This is a genomic window from Desulfovibrio sp. 1214_IL3152 (assembly GCF_036763055.1).
Taxonomy (GTDB): Bacteria; Desulfobacterota; Desulfovibrionia; order Desulfovibrionales; family Desulfovibrionaceae; genus Desulfovibrio.
This window is the reverse complement of sequence record NZ_JBAIYW010000072.1, coordinates 1-22943: the sequence shown is the minus strand read 5'-3', so window position 1 is coordinate 22943 and position 22943 is coordinate 1. Positions and strand designations below refer to the sequence as shown.

12 protein-coding genes are annotated in these 22943 nt (G+C 52.8%); 5 read left to right on the top strand and 7 right to left on the bottom strand.

Annotated elements, in window-relative coordinates; all coding sequences use genetic code 11:
- Positions 1–5 precede the first annotated feature (5 nt).
- The gene (gene epsC / locus V6C07_RS01400) at positions 6–917 is read right to left on the bottom strand and encodes a serine O-acetyltransferase EpsC (protein ID WP_333534608.1); all 912 of its coding nucleotides are present in this window, start codon (positions 915–917) and stop codon (positions 6–8) included.
- A gap of 474 nt (positions 918–1391) precedes the next feature.
- Between epsC and V6C07_RS01395 the strand changes: the two genes are divergently transcribed.
- Positions 1392–1577, top strand: coding sequence for a hypothetical protein (locus V6C07_RS01395; protein ID WP_333534607.1), 186 nt, complete (start codon positions 1392–1394; stop codon positions 1575–1577).
- A gap of 544 nt (positions 1578–2121) precedes the next feature.
- Positions 2122–3045 (top strand): phosphoglycerate dehydrogenase, encoded by a 924-nt coding sequence (locus V6C07_RS01390; RefSeq protein ID WP_333534606.1) that lies wholly within the window; start codon positions 2122–2124, stop codon positions 3043–3045.
- A 235-nt stretch (positions 3046–3280) separates the two neighbouring features.
- On the opposite strand, the gene V6C07_RS01385 is transcribed toward V6C07_RS01390, so the two are convergent.
- Together V6C07_RS01385 and V6C07_RS01380 are read right to left on the bottom strand one after the other, a co-directional pair.
- Positions 3281–11866 carry a VCBS domain-containing protein gene (locus tag V6C07_RS01385; RefSeq protein WP_333534605.1) on the bottom strand — a complete coding sequence of 2862 codons (8586 nt, stop codon included), beginning with the start codon at positions 11864–11866 and terminating at the stop codon, positions 3281–3283.
- Between the two features lie 178 nt (positions 11867–12044).
- On the bottom strand, positions 12045–12218 hold the full coding sequence (locus V6C07_RS01380) for a hypothetical protein (protein ID WP_333534604.1): 174 nt from the start codon (positions 12216–12218) through the stop codon (positions 12045–12047).
- 372 nt (positions 12219–12590) lie between these two features.
- Between V6C07_RS01380 and V6C07_RS13360 the strand changes: the two genes are divergently transcribed.
- Positions 12591–12884, top strand: coding sequence for a hypothetical protein (locus V6C07_RS13360; RefSeq protein ID WP_442886167.1), 294 nt, complete (start codon positions 12591–12593; stop codon positions 12882–12884).
- Between the two features lie 184 nt (positions 12885–13068).
- On the opposite strand, the gene V6C07_RS01370 is transcribed toward V6C07_RS13360, so the two are convergent.
- Together V6C07_RS01370 and V6C07_RS01365 are read right to left on the bottom strand one after the other, a co-directional pair.
- Positions 13069–13686 carry a helix-turn-helix domain-containing protein gene (locus V6C07_RS01370; protein ID WP_333534602.1) on the bottom strand — a complete coding sequence of 206 codons (618 nt, stop codon included), beginning with the start codon at positions 13684–13686 and terminating at the stop codon, positions 13069–13071.
- A 117-nt stretch (positions 13687–13803) separates the two neighbouring features.
- Complete coding sequence (locus V6C07_RS01365) at positions 13804–14781, bottom strand: threonine ammonia-lyase (protein WP_333534601.1); 978 nt, start codon at positions 14779–14781, stop codon at positions 13804–13806.
- Between the two features lie 428 nt (positions 14782–15209).
- Here V6C07_RS01365 and V6C07_RS01360 point away from each other — a divergent pair, with 428 nt between their 5' ends.
- A complete protein-coding gene (locus tag V6C07_RS01360; protein ID WP_333534600.1) occupies positions 15210–20165 on the top strand; it encodes a DEAD/DEAH box helicase in 4956 nt (1651 codons plus the stop codon).
- A gap of 24 nt (positions 20166–20189) precedes the next feature.
- Entirely contained in the window at positions 20190–20531 is a 342-nt protein-coding gene (locus V6C07_RS01355) for a hypothetical protein (RefSeq protein ID WP_333534599.1), read from the top strand.
- Positions 20532–20612: 81 nt separating this feature from the next.
- On the opposite strand, the gene V6C07_RS01350 is transcribed toward V6C07_RS01355, so the two are convergent.
- Entirely contained in the window at positions 20613–21227 is a 615-nt protein-coding gene (locus V6C07_RS01350; protein WP_333534598.1) for a hypothetical protein, read from the bottom strand.
- A 540-nt stretch (positions 21228–21767) separates the two neighbouring features.
- Positions 21768–22550, bottom strand: coding sequence for an alpha/beta fold hydrolase (locus tag V6C07_RS01345; protein WP_333534597.1), 783 nt, complete (start codon positions 22548–22550; stop codon positions 21768–21770).
- Positions 22551–22943: the final 393 nt, after the last annotated feature.

Genomic DNA, 22943 nt, shown 5'->3' with positions numbered 1-22943 from the left:
GCAAGCTAGCCACGGGGCCGCTCCTGCAGGATGCGCGCGCCCTCAGGCACGTCCTGGGTAATCCACACGTTGCCGCCGATGACGGCCCCCTTGCCGATGGTCACGCGCCCAAGAATGGTGGCCCCGGCGTACACCGTGACATTGTCGCACAAGATGGGATGTCTCGGTATGCCCTTGGTCAGTGTGCCGTCCGGATTTTTGGGAAACGACAAAGCCCCCAGGGTCACGCCCTGATAAAGGCGGCAGTTGCGCCCGATAATACAAGTTTCGCCGATAACCACGCCCGTGCCGTGGTCAATGAAAAATTCTTCGCCAATGCTCGCGCCGGGGTGCAGGTCTATGCCTGTGGCCGAATGCGACATTTCAGAAATGATGCGCGGAATCACCGGCACGTTAAGCTTGTACAGCTCGTGGGCAATGCGGTGGTGGAACATGGCCTGCATGGAAGGATAGCAGAATATGGCCTCGCCAGGGCTTGTGGCCGCAGGGTCGCCCTCGTAGGCGGCCTTGGCGTCGCCTGCCAGCAGACGGCGGATTTCCGGCAGACTGTCCATAAAGGCAATGGCGGCTTTTTCGCCGTCCATTTCGCAGGAAGTGCAGGGATTGCCGTCACCCTCGCAGCCAAAACAGAAGCCCCGCACAATCTGCTCGCACAGCATGCGATAAATGGTGTCGAGGTTGGCCGACAGGTGATAGCGCATGGACTCGCGCCACACCCGCGCAGGGCCGAAATAACCTGGAAAAATGGCCGCCCGCAGCCTGTCCATCACTTCCGAAAGGTCTTTCAGCGATGGCATGGCCGCGCCCGCTGCCGGACGGTGCCACACCGCGTCAAGGGAAGATGGATGGCAGAGGCGCTCAACCACGCTGTCAAGCAAGGGCATGGCCGTGGCCTTGAGGTCGTGCAGTTCACTCATAGCAATATCCTGTGTTTTTTCCCTTGTACACGTTCGCGCCCGCCGCCGCAATACAGCGGGCGCTTTGTCCGCACTCAAACGGCACGCTCCGGGCAGCAGGCGCGCCTGACACAGGCTCTGTTCCGGCGGGCGCGCTCAACACGGCCCAAGGCGTCCACCACAGTGCCGCCAGCAGCATTATAGATAGCATTTTCGCATTGAGAATATCTATTCTCAATGCTTCCAAGACGCCGCTCCGGCGTTTAACCGCGCAGATAAACTGCGCTTACGCCTCCGCGGCGGGCGTCTGCTCCCGCATCCGCCAGAGCAATTTCAAAGATGAATTGCTCTAACCACCAGCAGATACTGTTTTTATTCATTGACAGTGGCTACCGCCGCCAGGTGGAGCCGCTTTTACCGGCAACGGCTCTAAGGATTGCGGCTTTACCGCCGATAAGAGTGATGCGGGTGGATTTTCCCGCAAAGGAGCAGACCATGAATGACGTACAAATGGGCATGAGCGTGAGCATAAGCCGTGAAGCCCTGGATTTTCAGGCAAGCATGGCTGCCGCCGTTATCAACGGCAGCATCAGCAAGGGGCAGGAAGTGCAGGCCCTTATGGATAAAAATGCCGGTCTGGCGGCACAGGGCATCGGCAACAGGCTCAATATCGAAGTCTAGACAGTGTCTAGCGTGCAACCCCGCCAGGGTCTTGCACGTGTGCAGCCATATACGTTCAACGCGCCGCACACGGCCCGTCCGGGCATTTGACCGCACGGCTGCCTGGGTCGCCTGGCGCGTGGAATGACCGGCAGCGGCAGGCAAAAATCTGTCTCCCAGCATTTGACGGTAAAGATTTTCTGAAAAATCCTTGCAAGTCCGTCAATCCATTTCATTTTCAAGCGGCCCTGACGGGGCTTTTTTCATCAGCCCCTGGAGCATTTTCACTTTGAAATGCTTCACATTTCAAAGTTTTCATTCAGCCGAAAAATGCGATTTTCGGCTGAATCCACGCCACATTGTGGCGCGCTGCACTTTCGTGCAGCGTTAGAGCATTTACACTTTTTCAAAGTTAAAATGCTCTAACTGTGCTGGCGGCCCCGTCATGCAGGTGCGGTGCGTTGACAATTTCCGCTCTTGGAGTAAGCCTGTACGCCAGCCGCTCGGCATTTTCGCGGGCTTTTGCCCTGCCCTGCGCCCCACTCCGCCCCCAAGAGGTAATGCAGTGAAAATTCTTGTTACACCCCGTTCTTTTGGCAAAACCAATCCCGAACTGTTTGACCGTCTGACACAGGCCGGTCTTGAAGTAGTGCGCAACGACACGGGCGGCATCCTTTCCGCCGACCAGATGCGCGAAAAACTGGCCGGATGCCAGGGCGTCATCTTGGGCGTGGACCCTATGAGCGCCGATGTGCTGGCCGCAGCGCCGGAGCTTAAAGCCATCGCCAAGTACGGTGTGGGCCTGGACAATATTGATCTTGAAGCCTGCAAGCAGCGCGGCATTGCGGTTTCGCGCACGGTTGGGGCCAACAGCAACGCCGTGGCCGACTATGCGCTGACGCTCATGCTTATGGTGGCGCGCAAGGCCGGACTTATCGACCGCCGCTGCCGTGAGAAAGACTGGAGCAAGATCACCAGCATTGACCTGTACGGCAAAACTCTGGGCATTATCGGCCTTGGGGCCATCGGCCGCTGCGTTGTCAAACGGGCGCAGGGTTTCGGCATGAAGATTCTTGCGCATGACATTGCGTGGGACGAATCCTGGGCCGGAAGCGAAGGCGTCGAACGTGCTGACATTGACCGCATCTGCCGCGAGGCGGACTTTATCACCCTGCATACGGTGCTGACGGACGAAACCCGCAACTGCATCAATGCCGGGCGCATCGCCACCATGAAGAAAACAGCGGTCATCATCAATACCGCGCGCGGCGGCCTTATTGACGAAACGGCCCTGCTGGCCGCCTTGCAGGCTGGCAGCATCTACGGCGCGGGGCTTGACGTGTTCGAGCAGGAGCCCCCGGCTGATCCGGCCTGGTATGCGCTGGACAACCTGGTCATGGGTTCGCACTGCTCTTCCTCCACTGCCGGAGCCACGGAAAGCATGGGCCATATGGCTGTGGACAACCTTTTGCGTGATCTGGGCCTGTAACCGATAGCTGCACCTGACTTTTCGCTCCGCAGCGAGCGAAAAATGTAAACCGCCCGCACTCTCGCTGGAGAGTGCGGGCGGGCTTGTTATTTACCTGCCTAGAGGGGCATGCCGCGCCACTAGAGCAATTAACGCTTCAAATGATTGCTTAACGGTCGGCAAAGCCGCCCTACAATCATTTGGCGACAAGGATTTGGAGACAAATCCTTGTAGAGCATTTCAAGTGTGAAATGCTCTACCCGCCCAGACTGGTCGTCAAGTGCTGCACGGCAACTTGTACGGTTTCATCATTCCCGCTGTCGGTAGTTATAGTTGTGCTGTACACTTCCCACAAGGTGCCATTGCTCGCAGTCTGCATTGTGGTTGTCCATGTATGCGAAGCATCAAATGACACAGCGGTGCTGCCGTCACTGCCAGTGCTGATGGAAACCCCGGTTTTGGAAGCAATTTCCGCCATATCGGTGAGGTTGTTCAAAGCATCACCGGAAGTGCTGACCATTACCTCCACGCCTGTGATGCTGTCCACGCCCTTGGCGTGTTCCGCTCCTGTAAACAGGCCATCCACACTACCGCCCTTGACCACCAGCATGTCAAAGTCCGCACCGCCATCAATAGTGTCTCCCTGGTGGAAGACCAGCACGTCATTGCCGTCGCCGCCGTAGAGGTGATTGTTACCTTCGCCGCCGTCAAGGAAGTCGTTGCCGGAACCGCCGAAGAGATAGTCATCACCCGCGCCGCCGAAGAGGTAGTCATCACCCGCGCCGCCGAAAAGATAGTCATCGCCGCCGTTGCCGTACAGGGTGTCGTCGCCCCCGCCGCCGGAAAGGATGTCGTTGCCGGAGCCGCCGTCCAAGGTGTTGCTGCCAGCATCGCCGAAGAGCAGCATGCCGTCGTGTCCGTCCCAGTTGTCCACGTCAATTTTGATGTTCAGGGAGCCTTCCACCGGGATACCCTCCTTTGCATGGTCATCGACCGTGAAGGCAAAGGGTTTCTCGTGGATGCTACCGTTAACAAGCGGTTGCCTGCTCAAGTGCTCCATGGTGGCCTCATCCATATTGAGCGTGTAGCGGTACGCACCATCCGCATCCACTACGAGCTTGCCAAACGTAAGGTCATGTATGCCCGTGGCGCTCTGCGTGTCATGCGTGAAGGTCAAGCTGTCCCCATCCTGATCCCAGGCAAGTGTGCCGCCCCACTCGGGCGTGTCTGCCGCCGGCAGCGGCACAGGGGCGTCGTTAGCACCCAGGATGTCAATGACCAGTTTCTTTTCGATGGTGAGGCCGTTGGCGGCCGTAAGCAATATGGTCACCTCGTCCTGAACCTTTTCCCCGTCGTACAGAGCTTCCACCTTGGCCGCATCCGCCTTGTAGATGTAGTTTCCGTTCTCATTGATGGTCAGTTCGCCGTAGGCGCCCTGCGTTTTTACCGTGAAGACCGGAGCCTTGCCCGCCTCATAGTCCTTGGCGATAATTTGGCCCCTGGCCTCATAGATATGTCCTTGCCCCACATTGGAAACGGCATTGATATCGTAGCCGTAGTCCTTATCATCCGACGGCAGATCAGGATTTTTGTCACCGGTGACGGCAATCACTTCCGGCGCACTGGCCGTACCCTTGATGTTGACCGTAATCTCCTGTTCCGCCGTGCCTCCATTGCCGTCGTCCACCACCAGGGTCGCTTTTGTTTCCACAAGCTCACCGGCCTTGAGGGCCTTAACGACAGCAAGAGAGTTGTCAATTTCAAAGGAGTACTTGCCATTACTATCCACCGTGAATGTGCCGTACTGATTGGTGATGCTGCTGCTGCCAACGGGCTTGCCGCTGTCGTCAATGCCTGTTTTGATGAAGAAAGTATGGCTATCGTCCGCATCTCTGTCATAGACGTTGGCCTGCCCGGTCACGGCGGCCGTTGTGTCTTCCGTGATGGTCAGCACCTTGCCTACCGTCAGTTCAGGGGCGTCGTTGGTGCCCACAACGGTGATGGTCAGCGTTGCGCCATCACTGTGGGTTGTGCCGTCAAAAGCCTTGACGGTGAAGGTGTCATGGGCTTCGGCGTCCTTGCCCAGTGCCTGCACCGCAGGATTGTTGTTGTCCAGCACATAGCGGTAGCTGCCGTCCGCATTGAGGAAGAGCGTGCCATATGTACCCTTGGCCATGCTGCTGGTGCCGTTAATGGAAAAGGTCAGGGTGTCTCCTTTGCCCGCAGCCCCGCTGAGGTCGCTGCCCAGCTTGATATCCGTATCCGTAAAGGCGCCCTTGACGCTTCCTCCCACTTCCACCTGGGTCTTGCCCGCAAAGGCGTCTTCAGTCACCGTGCCGGCAAGTGTGACAGTGCTGTCCACTGTGGGCGCGGCATTATCCGCCGTGAGGTGTGTGGTCAGGGTCTTGTTTACGGTGCCGCCCTTGCCGTCGGAAATGGCAAACGTCACATTGTCGTCATAGCTGCCGTTGTAGTCCTTGCTTGTGGAGTACAGGGTATAGCTGTAGCTGAACGTGGCGTCCGTGCCGTTTTTTACATCGCCCCTGGTAATTTCGTACTGACCATACGTGCCCTTGATGATCCACGGGCCATTGCCACTCACGTCCTTGCCGCCGCTCACAGCCTCAATTTTCAGCCCTGCAGCCTCGCCCTTGTCAATGTCGCGCACTGTGAAGGTGTCCGTGACAGTCCCCGTCCAATCCAGCTTTCCATCTCCGTTCGCGTCAGTATTGCTCTGATGCTGGGTCAGCGTGTCGCCCTGGTCAATAACTACAGGCTTGTCATTGGTGCCGGTGATGGTGATGGTGATGACGGCGGTGTTGCCGAAGAGAGCCCCGCTCTTGACCGTGAAGGTTTCCGTGATGGTCTGGCCTTCACCCAGTTCCTGCACACACTTGGCGTCATTATTGAGCACATAGGTGTACCTTCCGTCAGGCAGCAGGCTAATGGTGCCATACTCGGTGTTAACGGTGCTTCCATGCTTGCTGGCGTCGCCGTTGTAGCCGGTGATGCGCAAATCGGAATCCTGCGAACCCGAAAGTATATTACTTTGCACATTACCCTTGGCAAAGAACGTGGTGTCCTCTACTACAAAACCCTTGTCACTTTTAACGTGCATGGGCAGAAACGAACCATCCCCAAGGGTGGGTGTGCCGCCCGTGACATTGATAACAAGCTCAAGGGGTTTTTCAGCCACGGCATTATCCGTATCGCGCACATAAATGGTGAAGGTTTCAGTGTCGGTCTTATCCTTCCCCAAAAACCCGCCATCAAGTTTTTTGTAAGCATCACTGTTTCTGTCCAGCACATACTGATACTCACCATTGGGCAGCAACATAAGCATGCCGTATTTGCCTTGAATGTTCTGAGTCAGATCCCCACTTCCGTCATCCTTGACACCAAAGAAAGAAAGCTCATCGCTGGTATTGTCCACGTCCGTTACAAGATGCGTATCGTTCAGGTTTCCACGCACCGTAAGGCCCGTGGACGTTCCATTACGCCAGGTGGCGGTTTCGCTGTCCGTGAGCTTGAGGGACGTGCCTGTGTTGTCCACCGTGAAGGTATTTGTTTCGTGGAGCGTGGCGGACAGATCGCTCTCAAACGATTGATACAGCTTGCCATTGGTCGCCGCCTCAACCACCGGGGCGTCGTTGGTGCCCTGGATGGTGATGGTGATGGTGCCGGTGGCGGTGTCTGTTCCCGTATATGCGCCATCTACACCGCTCTTTCCATGGGCATTTGCCGCGGATTCGGCCTGGATGGGCACAGTAATGGTGATGCTCTGCCCCGGCTTGAGCACGTTCATAGTGGCATTGTCTTTGGGGTCAAAGGTGTACTGGCCGTCTGCCTGCAAGGTAAACGTGCCGTACTCGGTGGTAATGACATTGCCATCGACCTCGGCCGTTCCCACCACCGTAAGGCCCTCCGATGCGACGATTTTCACGTCTTCGGCTGTGCCATTAACCTTGAAGTGACCATAGTCTGTATTGTCCACATCAGTGACCTTGACCTCGTCCGTGCCCTTGCCGCCAGTGAGCTTGTTGGCTCCAAGGAACGTGTCCTTGTCAAACTTCAGGTAGCCAGTCGCCGCCGCCGCATCCCCAGTCACGCCGTGCTCGTGCACGGTGAGGCCCGTGCCGTCCATACCCGAGGCCGCATCGTTTTGCCCCGTAAGCGTGACCACAAGGGGCTTGATGTCCGAGTGGGTTCCGTTGGCGTCCATGACGCGCACATAGAACGTTTCCTTCACGGACTGGCCGGAATTCAGATAGTCGAGGTCGCTGGTGCGGGTGTAGGTGTATTCCCCGGTTTTTTCATTGATCTGCATCCAGCCGTACGTGCCCACCATAATGGTGCTGTCGCCCTCGGTAGCGGCAGCGCTGCCCACCAGGGAGAAGGTGAACTCGCCGTGAGTGCCTGAATCCTTGCCAGCAACCGTTTCACCCCCGGTCTGTTCGGGATCGCTGACGCTCAGCGTGCCCGTGATGGCTTTGCCTTCTGCGGTTACGCCGTCTTCGGTATATGTGGGCTGCGTGTCAATGTTGAGCGTCGGCTTGTCGTTGGTGCCGTTGATGTACACTTCCAGCTTTTGCGTCGCCGGGGGCAAAACCCCGTCCGCGCCAGGTGTGCCGTGGCGCGTATCCCACGCGGCAAGCTCAACGTTGCCCAGCTTGACAGTTTGCCCGGCCTCGAGGTTTTGTGTGGCCGTGGCGGTATTATCCAACACAAAGGTGTACTTGCCGTCCGCACCAATGGTGAACGTGCCGTACTCATTGGTGTACGAACCCGCATGGTAGGTGACAACGGAAACTTCCTTGCCATCAACTGTTGTTACCGTTGTTACCTTGAAGCCGTACTGGAGAGAATTCTTGCCCGCATCCACCTGGGTAATGCTGAATTGCCCCTCAGCCGTGCCACCGTTGTACTCGGTGTTCGGGAGCGTAAAAGCACTGTCTTGCACCATGCCTTTTTCCCAGGTTTGAACAACCTGTGCGCCCTTGCCCTCAACCTTGATGGCATCATTCGCGCCCTGGATGTTCAGGGTGACGGTGGCGTGGTCATAGGCCCCGTGATTGTCGATCACCACGGCGGTGATTTTAAGGCTGCGCGCATCGTCGGCACTCAGGCTCTGCACGTCCTTGGAGTCGTTGTAAAGCGTGAAGGTGTAGGCACCATCTGAGTCCATCACCACCTTGCCGTAATAGCCGTCATTACTGCCATCGGGAGGCGTGGACACAAGCACCGGGCCGTTGTCTCCAACTTTGACGTAGAGGGTTTGATACACATGCTCGTCATTCGGTGAATCGTTTTGCGCAGTGGGGGTGTCGCCAGTGGGCGCATCGAGAACAAAGCCATAAAAACGCGTGTCGGTTGTATCCCGGTCGGAAGAAGCAATATTGCCACCGCCAGCGGCAGCATCTTCCGTGGCGGTGACGGACAAAACAGAGTCAGTGGTGTTGACCGTGGGCGCGTCATTGCTGCCACGGATGGTGATGGTAATATTTTTCCCTACGTCGGCATGATTTTCGCCCTCACCGCTGTCGTTGGCGTAGAGGAGAATTGTAATATCTTTTGAAGCGCCTTCGCCAAGCTTGTCCGCGGGGCTGTTTTCCGCATTGTTGAGCGTAAAGGTGTAGTCGCCCGTGGCGTCAATTGTCAGCGAGCCATAGTAGTTGTTGTCGGCCGGTTCTGTAGCAGTGAGGGTTCCGTCCCCACGCACAAAGACCGTGACGGATTCTCCTCCGTCTTCCCCCAAGGTCGTGCTTTTTCCGCTGACCTCCAAAAGCTTGCCATCGACAGCTTCAAAGCCCCAAGCCAGGTGCTCGTTGTCGTCATGATCCACGTCGGAAATGACGACCTTGCCGCCCACACTTGTGCCCCTGGCCTGTCCGGCATCGACGCCATCTCCCGTAATATCCTTATTCTCGTTGCTGTTCAGCGTATAGGTGCCGTTGTTGATGGCGTTCTGGTTGGGCTCGCCCCCGACGGTGTACACGCCAGCTTCCTTGACGGTCACGTTGGTGATTTCAATGGTGGGCGCGTCGTTGGTACCCATAACCGTAACGGTGATGGGCTTTGCATCCCACGCGCCGTACTGATCGCGCACATAGATGGTGAATTCTTCGGTGCGCGTATCGCCGGTGTCCAGGAAGTTTGCCTTGTTCTCGTCTATCTCGTAGGTATATTTGCCATTGCTATCAATGGTCAGCTTGCCGTATTCACCCACCAAGCTTGTCACGCCTGCGCCAAGCCCTTCTTTTGCCGCATCCCCAAAGGCCACGTTGCGCCCGCTGACGTCGGTCTTGTGGCCCTTGGCCAAACCAAAGGACAGGGAGGCGTCGGAGTCAGGGTCATACCCCTGCACATTGCCAGAAACGGCCTTGTGCCCAACACCAAAGCCAGCTTCTGTCACCTTCAAATCGCCAGAATCCACACCGGGACCACCTACAAACGTGAGCGTTGGTTTGTCGTTGGCGCCCTCAATGGTGATAGCAAGTTGGTGGTTATTGGTGGCATTGCCATCGCTGACCACCGTCGTGAAATGAAATTGAAAACTCTCCCCTTTACTCAGTGCGTTGGCATCCCCACCAAGAGTAAAGGTGAACTTGCCTGAAACCTTGTCGAGCACAAGGTCGCCATAGTTCGTTTTAATTATCTGTTGCGTCTCACTGTCTTCAGTGCCAAGAATGCTAATGGTCAGCTTTTCCCCAGTAACATTGCTTTTAAACTCAAAGGGGAATTTTTCTTTCAGCCCACTGCCGCTTGTGACATCTATAGAGTATCTCAGTTCATTTTTATCATTATCGACGTCAGAAGCAATGAGCTGTCCTGTAACTTCAGTACGATGGTATTTATCATCGGTAAATCCATCATTATTCTTTCCATCTGATACAGTTTTATCATTACTGTTGTTCCAAAGCCCGTTGTTCCACACGCCTTCTTCGCGCAGGTGGATGGAGCCCCAGACTATTTTAGGCGCGTCATTGGTGCCTTCAATGTTTCCGGTCACGTTCTGCGCCACATATGCGCCCTTGCTGTCCTGAGCAGCCACGGTGAAGGTAAACGTTTTGTCTGTGGTTCCGTCACCCCTGAGTTCCTGCACGGCCTCAGAATCGTTGAACAATTCCACAGTGTACTTGCCGTTTTGGTCAATGTTGACCTTGCCGTAATAGTCCGCATCGCCATTGCTGCCAGGGGTGGAAACAAGCTTGATTCCGCCTGTTACAGTGTCCTTGACAAGGTACAGCGTTTCATGGAGGTCGTTGTTTGTGCCCACAAGGCGGTAGTGCAGTGTATCGCCATTGTCCACATCAGTGGCAACAAAGGTGCCGCTGATGCTGGCAGTGCCGCTGACGCCCACGCCCTTCTCCACCAGCGTGTCCGAGCCGCTCCAGGTGGCGTCGCTCAACACAGTGGGCCGCTCATTGCTGCCGATGATGGTGATATCAACGGCTCCACCGCCGGGTGTGGGCGTGCCGTCGCGCATGATTCCGGGAGCACCGTCCTGAAGGCTGAGCGCGCCGTGCATATCCGTAACGCTTGGCGTGAAAGAAATTGTCACAGCTTCGTCTTCAGCCAGCCTGTCCACGCTGTCGCCCGTCGCGGTGTTCAGCTCAAAGCGGTAGTCGCCTGTTTCGGAGTTCACATAGAGTTTGCCGTAGTCTTCAACGACGTAGCCTTTAGTAAAACCATTCGGAAGCTCGCCCGAAACGGCGTGGGTGGAATCAAAAATGGTCGTCTTTCCGCCAATAGTCATTGAAACGAAATCATAGGTCAGCTTGTCGCCATGGTCGGGGTCAACGGCCACAATTTTGCCGCCGTCGGCCAACTTGAACTGGCCCACATCCGTGCCGGCCTTCGTGATGGGGTTATTTTCATTGCTGTTCAACGTGGTTGAACGCTCACCACCGGCCCACACGCCCTGATCTTTCAGCACAAAATCATCCACGCCCTCAATATCCGGCGCGTCATTGCTGCCCGTGATGACCACGTTGATGGGCTGAGTGACCGTATGCCCCATACCGTCATTGACCGATATGACGATGCCGTCAGTAACCTGCTCGCCTTGCGCCAGTCGGTCTGTCTTGCTGTACGGATCTTCCTTGAGGGTATACTCGAAATCAAAGGTGACGTCGGAACCACGGCCGCTGGGCGTAATGACCAGCGTACCATAATCGCTTTCAACCGTGGTGGGACCGGCAAGGCTCACCGCCACAGTTTTGCCGCCAATGGTTACCGTGGCGGTGAGGCTGTCGCCATCGGGATCGCGCACGGTAAAGCTGCCCGTGGCGCGCACGGGACCGGGAGCGATGGTGCTTTTGCCGTCCCAGCCGGTTTCCGTAAGCCCGAGAGTGATGGGCGCGCCGCCGGTGCTGAACGTGGGGGCGACATTGTCAAGAACGCCATACGTCCATTCGTCGTCAGCTTGCGGGCCGTCAAAAGCCAGACGGTAGTCAAGCTCATTCAAATGCCAGACGCCTTCGGCAAGCCCCATATCGGAGTACATATCGGAGTACTCGTTATAGCGCGCGCCGCGCTCGGCAGTAGCGGGTCCTGCCGCAGGCACAAGGTCGGGACCGAAAGCCTCAAAAAAGTCGGTTCCGGCAATAAGCTGGCCGTCAACCTCAAACTCCGGCAGGGCTTCTTTATTGTAGGCCCCGTAAAAATTTTGCAGCTCTATGGACGCACCATCATCAAACTGAAAAAACAGGCTGCCGGAACCTTCGGGCCGGTCAATGCTAACCTGGTCTGCCGGAAAATCCAGAATCAGGCGGGCATCAGGAGCGCTGGGAATAACAAGCTGCTGTCCAGAGGCCGGGCGGGAAAGATTAACGTCTGCCATAATAATGCACCCTTTGCTTACAGACATCTATTATAGAACATCTGATTAAAATACGTACAAGAATAGAAAGGATTCCCCGCATACGGCATGCGGGCGCAATCCTGAACTCATTGCAAAAAAGGTACCAGCATAGGATAAAGAGCTGAAAGAGACTTCTTCAGCGCAGAAAAATGCTTTACTAGAACGTTTCAAATAAACATTCTGCAAGCATTTTCAGCAATGCCGAGCAGCAAAAAATCTGCTCGGCATATAAATAAGGCGTCATGAGGAAACCCACGGGGCGATTTCCGCTACAGGCGCAAAAATAGAGTTGTCCTGCGCTGTGAGCAGCCGGAACAATAATAAAACTCATTCTTGCTTCTGGCAGATGTACTGTGTAGTTTTTCTTATTTTATGTCAAGAGACTATAGTTCGCATGACATGTTTTATTATCCAATATATGGATTTTTGACGGCGTCCAATGGCCCGACAATGCTGCACGGCCTGATTGCGTAAACAGCGCATGCGAAAAGCCCATAATCCGCGCCGCACAACACACCGACCACGCAGCCCGTCAAAATCTTTGCGCAGGCGCAAAAAACCGAAGTTTGCCGTATGACGCAACCTCGATCTGCATATGCCACGCAAGGCAAACAATAAATGAATTAAATTTTTCAGATATAACAAACAAAGCAAAAGTCCGTTCGCGATCATCGGGCCTGTTACAGGCGCAAGGCGCGAGGGCATGCTGAACCCGCCTGCGGGTCAGCATGCCCGGCGGACAGGGCAAACGGCCAAAGACGTTTGCCTGACGCCTATCCAGAGCATTTGGGCGGTCTTTTATCTCCGCTGGCTTACCACTACGCCACCCAACACCAATACTGATGCAAAGCACTGTTCTACAGTAAGGCGCTCACCCAGAATGATCATGCCAAAGATCAGCGTGAACACCGGAATCAGATTCATAAACATGCTGGCCCTGGCTGCGGGCATGCGGCTGATGCTGAAATTAGAGCAATTAACGAATGAAATGAGTTAACTGCTCTGCAAGGATTTTCAAGAAAAACCCAGGAGACGTGGGCAGACCCACGCTCAATAGAAGAACTGCTGCTGGAAATCGTCCGTAAAGGACTAGTAAAACTTAAAGAGTCCGGTAAGATATGAGTAGTGCATCCCGTGATGGGCGCATGAATGCAGGGGACTGGTCGGCGGACAAGAAGTCATCATTTTTTCTGGCTTTTCTTGCTGCCGGTCTTTTTGGGGGCAGTTTTTTCTTCTTCTGGCGTAATCGCCCCGGCTTCCTCTTCTTCATGGGCAGCCCAGGTCAACCGCGCTGCGGCGTCCACCAGTTCGCCGGGGTCCATGCCTATGGCATCGGCAAGTAAAAGAATGGTCGTGAAGCGTGGTTCGCTTCGGTCATGCTCAAGGTTATTCAGATAGCGGGCGCTGCGTTCCATTTTCTTGGCAAGGCTGTACTGCGTAAACCCCCGCCTTTTATACTCTTGAACAAGAGCCGCGCCAAATTTCGAGAGAGGTCTTTTCTTCATCCTCTGTTCATACTCGACAGCTGATTTATAAATAGCTGACAAATTAATCAGGCATACTCTTACCGCTATCAGTAAATAGCAGAATAAACGTGGACAAATTACAAAAACCAGGAGGGCCTCACCCCATATGAAGGGGCTCATGCGCCCGCAGGCCGCAACGCCCGAGGCCGAGCTGGCAGTTTTTTGTGTGGGGATCAGGCGATCCTCAATTTCAGGTGCGCAAACGGAAAAAAGGGTTCCGCCAACATGCTTTTGCCCCAATGGCGCAAAAGAAGGGCAAACCGGACCGGGCATTGGCAGGCCAAGGGACAAGCGGCAAAGCAATTCGCCCAGCTCTTGCTCCTGCTCAAAGGGGGAGCAAGTTCACTACAATCCCTGCCCCTTGCCAGGACAAGCCCTATGCAAGAAAAACTAAGAAAGCGCTTCACACATCGGCATGGAGAGCGATTTTTTGATCACATCAGTGGTTTCATTGGCCCCGCTCATTTGCAGGACGACCTTTTTTCCCTGAAGCCTATCCCTGAGCTTTATTGCCGCCATTATGGCGGACGCGCCCGCCCCTTCGGCCATATTTCTTGTGCAGTACATTGCCGCCTGTATGCCTTGCAAAATCTCCTCTTCGCTCAAAAGAACAAAGTCCGACAACTGATCCTTATACATGCTGAACGGCAGCGCAAATGCCTCACCTGTGGCAAATCCGCCCGCAAATGTTTTATTGTCTGCCTTGCACATTGCGCCCTGTTGCCAGGAAAGGTACGCGGCTTGCGACGAAGCAGCCTGAACGGCGTATATCTCTATGGCAGGATTGACCTGCTTAAAAACGGCAACCGCGGCAGCGGCCTCGCTTCCACCGCCCAACGGCAGGACAATGGCGTCAATATCCGGCAATTCCCGCAATATTTCAGTAAATTCCGTACCCACGCCGTTTATTAAATGTGGTTCGTTGGCGGCATGAACAAAACGCAGGCCATACTTTCTTTGATACTCCATACCAAAGGCAGCAGCTTCTTCAAAATTTCTACCCTCTTCCAATACTGTTGCACCGTATTCACGCATGGTTTGTATTTTCACCAAATTGCTGCCCTGAGGAACAACAATAGTGGCATCTATGGAATATCGTCGCGCTGATGCCGCAATGGAAATACCATGATTGCCTGTTGAAAAGGTAATGACTCCCCTTACACCCTCCTCTCTCAGATGGTGCATGAGATTGACGCCGCCTCTGATTTTAAAACTCCCTCCCGGATGCTGATTTTCATGCTTGATGTATACTTGGCAGCCAATCAGTTCGGAAAGGTTTCGGTAGGGAGTCAGCTGGGTGGGCTTGAGCGCCGAATAAACTATTTTTTCCGCGGCAAATACTGCGCCCAAAGAAACCTGTGTCTGCATGATGTTTTCCCTTTGCCTCACGTATGGCAAATTTTCCTCAGAGTACAATACGCTGCGCTCACGACACATTTTTTCACCATAACATCAGCCAGCCCGGCATACGCACCGGCGCAGATCCCCAGGGAATGCCCCCTGCCCCGCAGCCTGCGCGCTCAGACAGCGCGGCCTTGCCCTGAATGACCGAAGAAAAGGCACACTTTACTGGAGCGTTCTTACATCAAGGCCCTCGACCTTCCAACGGATTCGCATTCCCGGTAATCTGCCGGGAACCACGCCACCAACAGCGGAATTCAGGGACAGGGCTTTCGCAAGGCATGAACACCTGTCTGGGTATGGTTTGAGTTTTTACTGCCCATGCAGTACAAACGCGAAGTTTTATGCAACCTGTACGGTTTCTACCCCACTGCCTCGCAACCACAGGATACACCATGACAGCCTTGCAAAAAATCCTTGCCTCCTATCGTGATGCCGCCCTCACAGAACGTGAAAAAGGCACATACTTTGAAAAGCTGATCGTCTGCTATTTCAAGAATGAGGCATCTTACAAGGATTTATACAGCAAGGTCTGGCTGTATTCCGATTGGGCCAAAGAACAAGGACTAGATGCACGCGACACTGGCATTGACCTTGTGGCGCAAGTGGCCGGAACTGGCGGGTTTCATGCTATTCAGTGCAAGCTGTATGCAGAAGACCACCGCCTGCAAAAGAAGGATATAGACAGCTTCTTTACCGCATCCGGCAAAAAGCCTTTTACCCACCGCATCATAGTCAGCACTACCAATAATTGGAGCGAACATGCTGAAGCTGCGCTGCAAGATCAGCAGCCCCCTGTCAGCAAAATAGACCTTCATGACCTTGAGAACAGCCAGATAGACTGGGCAAGCTACGCGCCAGGCGCGGCCCCGGCCCTCAAGCCCAAAAAAGTATTGCGACCGCATCAGGTCAATGCTGTTGGCGATGTTACCGAAAAGCTTGCAACGGCAGATCGCGGCAAGCTCATCATGGCCTGTGGCACAGGCAAAACGTTCACCAGCCTCAAAATAGCCGAAAGCATGGCCGGACGTGGCGGAAGAGTGCTGTTTCTCGTGCCGAGCCTCTCCCTGCTTTCACAGTCGCTTACAGACTGGACGCAGGAAAGCGCCGTGCCGCTGCACAGCTTTGCCGTATGCTCAGACAGCGATGTGGGCAAAAAAGCCAAAAAAGACGAAGACACCGTGCAAACTCTTGTGCATGAGCTTCGCTATCCTGCCACCACCAATGCCGCCCGCCTTGCTGAAGCAATGGCCCGCCGCCATGATGCCAGCCATATGAGCGTGGTTTTTTCGACCTATCACTCGATTGATGTGGTCAGTCGCGCCCAGAAAGACTATGGCCTTGCCCCCTTTGACCTGATTATTTGTGACGAGGCCCACCGCACCACGGGCGTAACCTTCGGCGACGACGATGAAAGCCACTTTGTGCAGGTGCATAATGCAGACTTCATCCGCGCCGCCAAACGGCTGTACATGACGGCAACCCCGCGCATTTATGCCGATAGCGCCAAGGCGCTGGCCGAAAAGGAAAATGCCGTTCTCTGTTCAATGGACGATCCCGCCCTGTATGGCGAGACCCTGCACACCATCACGTTTTCAGAGGCCGTGGCCCAAGGGCTGCTGGTAGATTACAAGGTTATTGTGCTGTCTATTGAAGAAAGCCACATTAACCGCCGTTTGCAAGGCCTGCTCAAGGATGAGGATAACCAGATCAAAGTGGACGATGCCGCCCGCATTGTGGGCTGCTGGAAGGCGCTTTCAAAGCAGGGCATGACCATTGACGAGCTTGGCGAAGACAGTGCCGCCATGCACCGGGCCGTGGCTTTCTGTCAGGTCATTGAGGCTAATCACAAAGGTCGAAAGCACAAGGTCAGCTCAAAAAACATTGCCTCAATGTTTCAAAACGTGGTGCAAAGCTATCAGCAGTCAGCAGATGATGAAGAGAAGGCGCAATACCCTGATGCCTTTGCCCTTGCATGCGAAGCTGAACACGTTGACGGCGGTATGAACGCCAGCCAGAAAGAGGAAAAGCTCAACTGGCTTAAAGAGGAAACCCCATCCCATACGTGCCGTGTTCTCAGCAACGTGCGTTGCCTTTCCGAAGGGGTGGACGTTCCTGCGCTGGACGCCGTGCTGTTTCTTTCTCCCCGTAATTCGCAGGTAGACGTGGTGCAGTCTGTTGGCAGGGTTATGCGTAACGCGCCGGGCAAAAAGCGTGGCTATGTGGTGCTGCCAGTGGTTATTCCCGCAGGAACGGAGCCGCATGAAGCCCTGAATGACAATAACACCTACCGTGTGGTCTGGCAGGTTTTGCAGGCCTTACGCTCGCACGATGACCGTTTTGACGCCCTTATCAACAAACTTGAACTCATCGGCTCAGAACCTCGCAAAATGGAAGTTATTGCCGTATGCGACAAGCTGCCAACCCCACGCGCCGCCAGGGGAGCAGGCAGCGCCAGCGGCAAAGGCAGCTTTACTCTGGGCGAGGCCGCGACGTTGGGCCAGCACGGCCAGCCGCAAGCCCCTGCGTGGCTTACCTTTGAAATGGGCGAAATAGAGCGGGCCATTTATGCCAAAGTGGTCAAAAAGTGTGGCAACCGTACCCACTGGGAAGAATGGGCTACAGACATTGCCAAAATAGCCCGCACCCACATTGACCGCATAACCGCCATTCTTGAGAACCCGGAAAATACAGCAGAACGCAAGGCTTTTGATGAATTTGCTGATGAGTTGCGTGATGACCTCAACGACAGCCTTTCCGATGCCGATATTATTGAAATGCTGGCGCAACACCTCATTACCAAACCGGTATTTGACTCCCTGTTCAGCGATTACAGCTTTGCCAGCCAAAACCCCATGTCGCAGGCTATGCAAGGCATATTGGATATTTTGCACCAGCACCACCTGAACAAAGAAACTGACACCCTGCAAAAATTTTACGACAGTGTAAAAATGCGTGCCGAGGGCATAGACAGCGCCCAGGGCAAGCAAAAAATTGTGGTGGAGCTGTACGACAAATTTTTCCGCAATGCTTTTCCGCGCATGACGGAACGGCTTGGCATTGTCTATACCCCCGTGGAAGTGGTGGATTTCATCATCCACAGCGTTAACCACATTTTGCAGCAGGAATTTGGGCAAACCCTTGGCAGTGAGGGCGTACACATTCTCGACCCCTTCACAGGTACGGGAACCTTTATTACCCGCCTGCTGCAAAGTGGCCTCATGACGCCAGAACAGATAAAAGCTAAATATAAAAACCAGATTCATGCCAATGAAATTGTGTTGCTGGCCTATTATATCGCCGCCATCAATATAGAATCTACCTATCATTCCCTCGTGGGTGGCGACTATGTTCCCTTTGAGGGCATATGCCTCACAGACACCTTTCAGATGTATGAAAAAGAAGATCTCATAGATCTGATTCTGGTGGACAACAGCGCCCGCAGAAAGCGTCAGAAAAAACTGGATATACGGGTTATTATTGGCAATCCGCCGTATTCCATTGGGCAGGGAAATCAAAATGACAATAATAGAAATGTTGCATATCCCTCACTGGATGGCCGCATAGAAATGACATATGCGGTTCGTTCCAAAGCTGTACTAACGAGAGGGTTATACGATAGCTACATTCGCGCCATCCGCTGGGCATCAGACCGTATCGGCAATCGGGGGGTGATCGGATACGTCACCAACGCAGGTTTTTTAGATGCCAACACGGCTGATGGCTTGCGCCAGTGTTTGGCAGAAGAATTTTCCAATATTTATGTGTTTCATTTACGAGGCAATCAGCGGACCTCTGGTGAACTTTCCCGCCGGGAAGGCGGAAAAATCTTTGGCAGTGGTAGCCGCGCGCCCATTGCCATTTCCCTGCTTGTAAAAAAACCCAACGCCAAGGAACACGGCCAAATTTACCTTCATGACATTGGTGACTATTTGAGCCGTGAAGAAAAACTGGAAAAAATACAAGAATATGCCAGTATTTCCGGCATCACTGCTGACAACGGCTGGCAGCATATCACCCCGGATGAGCACGGAGACTGGCTCCAGCAGAGGGATGAGAGCTTTGGGCGATTTATTATTCTAGGGGATAAAAAAGGTGATGCGACCAAGCTCTTTGATAACTTTTCCTTGGGGGTTGCCACCAATCGAGATGCTTGGTGCTATAATGCCAGCCAAAAGGCCGTGGCAACTAACATGCAGCGCATGATAGATTTTTATAATTCTGAAGTGCAACGATTTAACGCCGCTCATCCGGACCTGGCAAAAAAAGAACGCGAAACCGAACTTGAAGCCTTCATTGATACCGACCCCACAAAGATTAGCTGGACTGTGAATCTCAAACAGGAACTTGCCAAAAACCGCACACTTTCCTTAAACAATGGCAGTCTCATTCCTAGCCAGTACCGCCCCTTCACACGGCAATGGCTGTACTACAGCCGCGCGCTTAACGAAAGGGTCTTGCAAATGCCTCGTATTTTTCCAGACACATCTGCCGAAAATATGGTCATTTGTGTTTCAGGTGTCGGGACAAAAAGCAGGGTTTCAGCCCTTATGGCGGCTAAACTTCCCTGTCTTGATATGGTGGAAAAAGGCCAATGCTTTCCGCTCTATCTTTATGACGAACCCGGCGAATCGAAAGCCGCTCCCCAGACTCAAGGCAGTTTGTTTGACACACCAGCCCCGCAGCAGCAGCGCACCCGTCGCGACGCCATTACTGACGAAGGCTTACGACATTTCCAGAATGCCTACCCTGGCGAAAAAATCAGTAAGGAAGATTTGTTCTATTACATTTACGGCTTGCTGCATTCCGCTCAGTACCGGGAATGGTATGCAGACAACCTTGCCAAGGAATTGCCCCGTATTCCTCGCGTGAAAACTGCTGTGGATTTTTGGGCTTTCAGCAATGCCGGGCGCGAATTGGCAAAGCTGCATATCGGCTATGAAAGCGTTGCGCTGTACCCGGCCACCGTCACCATTGCTGACGGCAAAACGCTGGATGACTGCCAACCTCAAGATTTTCGGGTGGAAAAGATGGCCTATGGCAGGAATGGCAAGGATAAAGACCTCACCACGCTACGCTATAACAGCAAGGTTACCGTTACGGGCATTCCGCTTGAAGCCTACGACTATGTGGTCAACGGCAAGCCCGCGCTGGATTGGGTGGTTGAGCGACAGTGCGTAAAAACGGACAAAGCCAGCGGCATTGTCAATGACGCCAACGATTGGGCCATTGAAACCATGCACAATCCCCGTTACCCGCTGGAACTATTTTTGCGCGTCATTACCGTGAGCCTTGAAACCATCAAAATCGTGAACTCCCTGCCCACACTGGTGAAGAATGAATTGAATTAAGCAACACAACATACGGATAATGCCATGAAAAAGAATAGTAAAATCACAAAAGGTAGATGCTTTCTATGTAAAGAACATTCATCTATAGAGATTATGCTCGATATGAAGATTTTTTGTCTCTGCAAAAATTGTGATAGTAACTTTTTCTATGGCCTCTCACCAGATGAGAAAAAAGACAGACTTGAATACGCTATCAATATATCAAATGAAAACAAAATAAATTACGGACTTGCACTTAATGCTGCAATAGGGAAATATATATTATCTGAGGCTTTGAAGCGTCAAAAATTGAAAAACCGCGAACGGTCTGGTAAATCTGTTGATATTTTTGATGTTGGCCGTAGAAGGCCAGGTGGATATAAATAGTGTGGCAACTACTGAAAACTGCCCATTGCTTGTAGAGCGCCAAAAGCGGCAAACCATCGTGCTGACAGCTCGCCGCTTTTTTCATGCTGAGACCTGTTGGTTTTTCAAAAATCCGTCAATCGAGGGCAGGGCAGCTATATACAAACGCAACAAAAGCTGCCCGGTGGGGGCTATTTTGAGCAAAGTACACGTTTCGGACTTCTGACAAACGGATTTTTCTGAAACGGTTGTAATATTGATTTCAGGCCATTCGTCTTGGATAAGACAGCCCTCTACATCTTCATCAATAATAAAGAATCCATATATTTCATCGCATAAAAAGGACTTTGAAAGCTTTATTGCTTCAAAAATACTATCAATATGATCTGAATTTTCAATTTTACCAGCTATGATTACCAGTTTAAGAGGTTCAGCCTTGTATATTCCTTCTCCTTCCTTTCTCACTAGATCCATTGAGCGATATTCATCCAATAAGCTGAATGAATCGAGCATGTACTCTAGTTTAGGCAACTTTTCATATAAATAGTCGGTTATTACGCTCCCGACCTCTCCAAGGCCAATTAAGGCAATGCGGCCTTGATTGCCAGATAATGCCGAATAAAGGATATAGTCATCAATTGTTTTTTCAATACCAGATTCAGCTTTAAGTACAGACAGCATTTCATCGTGTTCACAGACGATCAGATAGTCTTCCATGAATATTCTCCTTTTGTAGTTTTTGTCACATTACTAAACTGCACTGGAGAATATACGATATGGCTATCTTTTACTTCTTTTTTTAATAGTCAAAAATACTCTCATTAAATGTCTGATACTGCCATTCATTAACTCTGATGCATGTGAAGCATATTTTCGCAGAGGTTTGAGCAAAAGGCTGGATGCCGGTATGGATGCGGCCATGTACTCGCTAAAAACACGCCTTTTTTGAACGCAAAAACCGCCAAATTATCATCAGATAACTTGGCGGTTTTACTTGCTATGTGGCGGAGAGGGAGAGATTTGAACTCTCGATACAGGTTTAAGCCCGTATACTCGCTTAGCAGTCGAATTGGCTGGCTTTTTAATAGATAATGGTTTCAGCTAATTACAAGCATTTCAACGCTATATTTGCACTCAGCTACATACCAGGCCACTGCCGTAAATTCAAAAAGTATGGACAACGGTATGGATGAGCGTGTCTCATACTTTGAGGATGAATACTTTCAAATGACTCTTTTCAAAGCTATTTGTACAAAATCAGATAAAGTCCGTATTATGTTCAGCGAAGCGCGCGGACAAAAATTCCTTAAACAGACGCACAGCAAAAGACGCAGTGGAACTCCAAGCGAAATCCTGAAAAACAAAATGGCCGCAATACGGTAGCATCAGCAAGGAAGAATCTGGAATAAGTGCTTTCATTTCCACAAACTGTTCCGGCAGTACCATATCCCGGTCTCCGCCTACAAGGAGTGTCGGCACCTGTAAGGTTGTCAGGAGTTCCCTGCTGATGATGCTTTCTTGGGTCCAAAGTTTTTTTGTTTTGGCGATGAAAGTTTCCGGTGCGGGGTTTGGATTCAATTCGGTATACTGCTCAAGTACTTCCGCCATATGCTCCCGTACAAAGGCTACAGATAGCGCGTCAAACATTTTCAGGCAGCCTTCAGACATACCGGACGAGCCCTTATAATTTCCAGATATGGCGATGAGGCTTTTTACCATTTTCGGAAAACGGCTTGCCATATGCAGCCCGATGTTTGCACCGTCGCTGTAACCGATGACATGAAACGACGACAAATTTAATTTACGGGTGAACGAAGCCAACTCTTCCGCCATCAGGGCATAGTCGAACGGCGCATCCGTATCCGCCGTTCTTCCGTGTCCGCGCCTATCCACGGCAATAACGCAAAAGTCATCCACCAATTCCGCAAATAAATTTGAATAATTGACGCAGGTATCAAAGCCCCCATGCAGAAAGAGAACTGGTTCCCCCTGCCCTTCCATAGTATAAAACCAGTTAATTTCCCCATCAGAAATTTGCATTGCTTGTCCTTCTTTGTTGAAAATGGAGTTTCTCCAAAATTCTAATTTTATTTCCTCAGGTCTCTGTACACAAAGCTATCAAATACAGACTTTATGCGGTCATGCAAAACTGCTGGGTTGTCCCACTGCTTCCGGGGCAAAGATAACACGGTAGCTCATCGTTTGGCGTGCTCCGCTGCAAGGTGGTCGCGCACTTGAGCGACACTAGCCGTACGTGACGGGTCTGCCTTGAGTGCGTCATAAGCCGTACCGACTTGAGCTTGAAGCATTGCTGTCCGGCTAAGCACCCAATTCTAATAGGCTGAGATGTTGAAGATTATCTTTTCTTCGCCGTCGTGGATTCAGGAGTTCTTCCAGAGACGCCGAACCGAGCAGGTTGAGCTGGATGAGTTG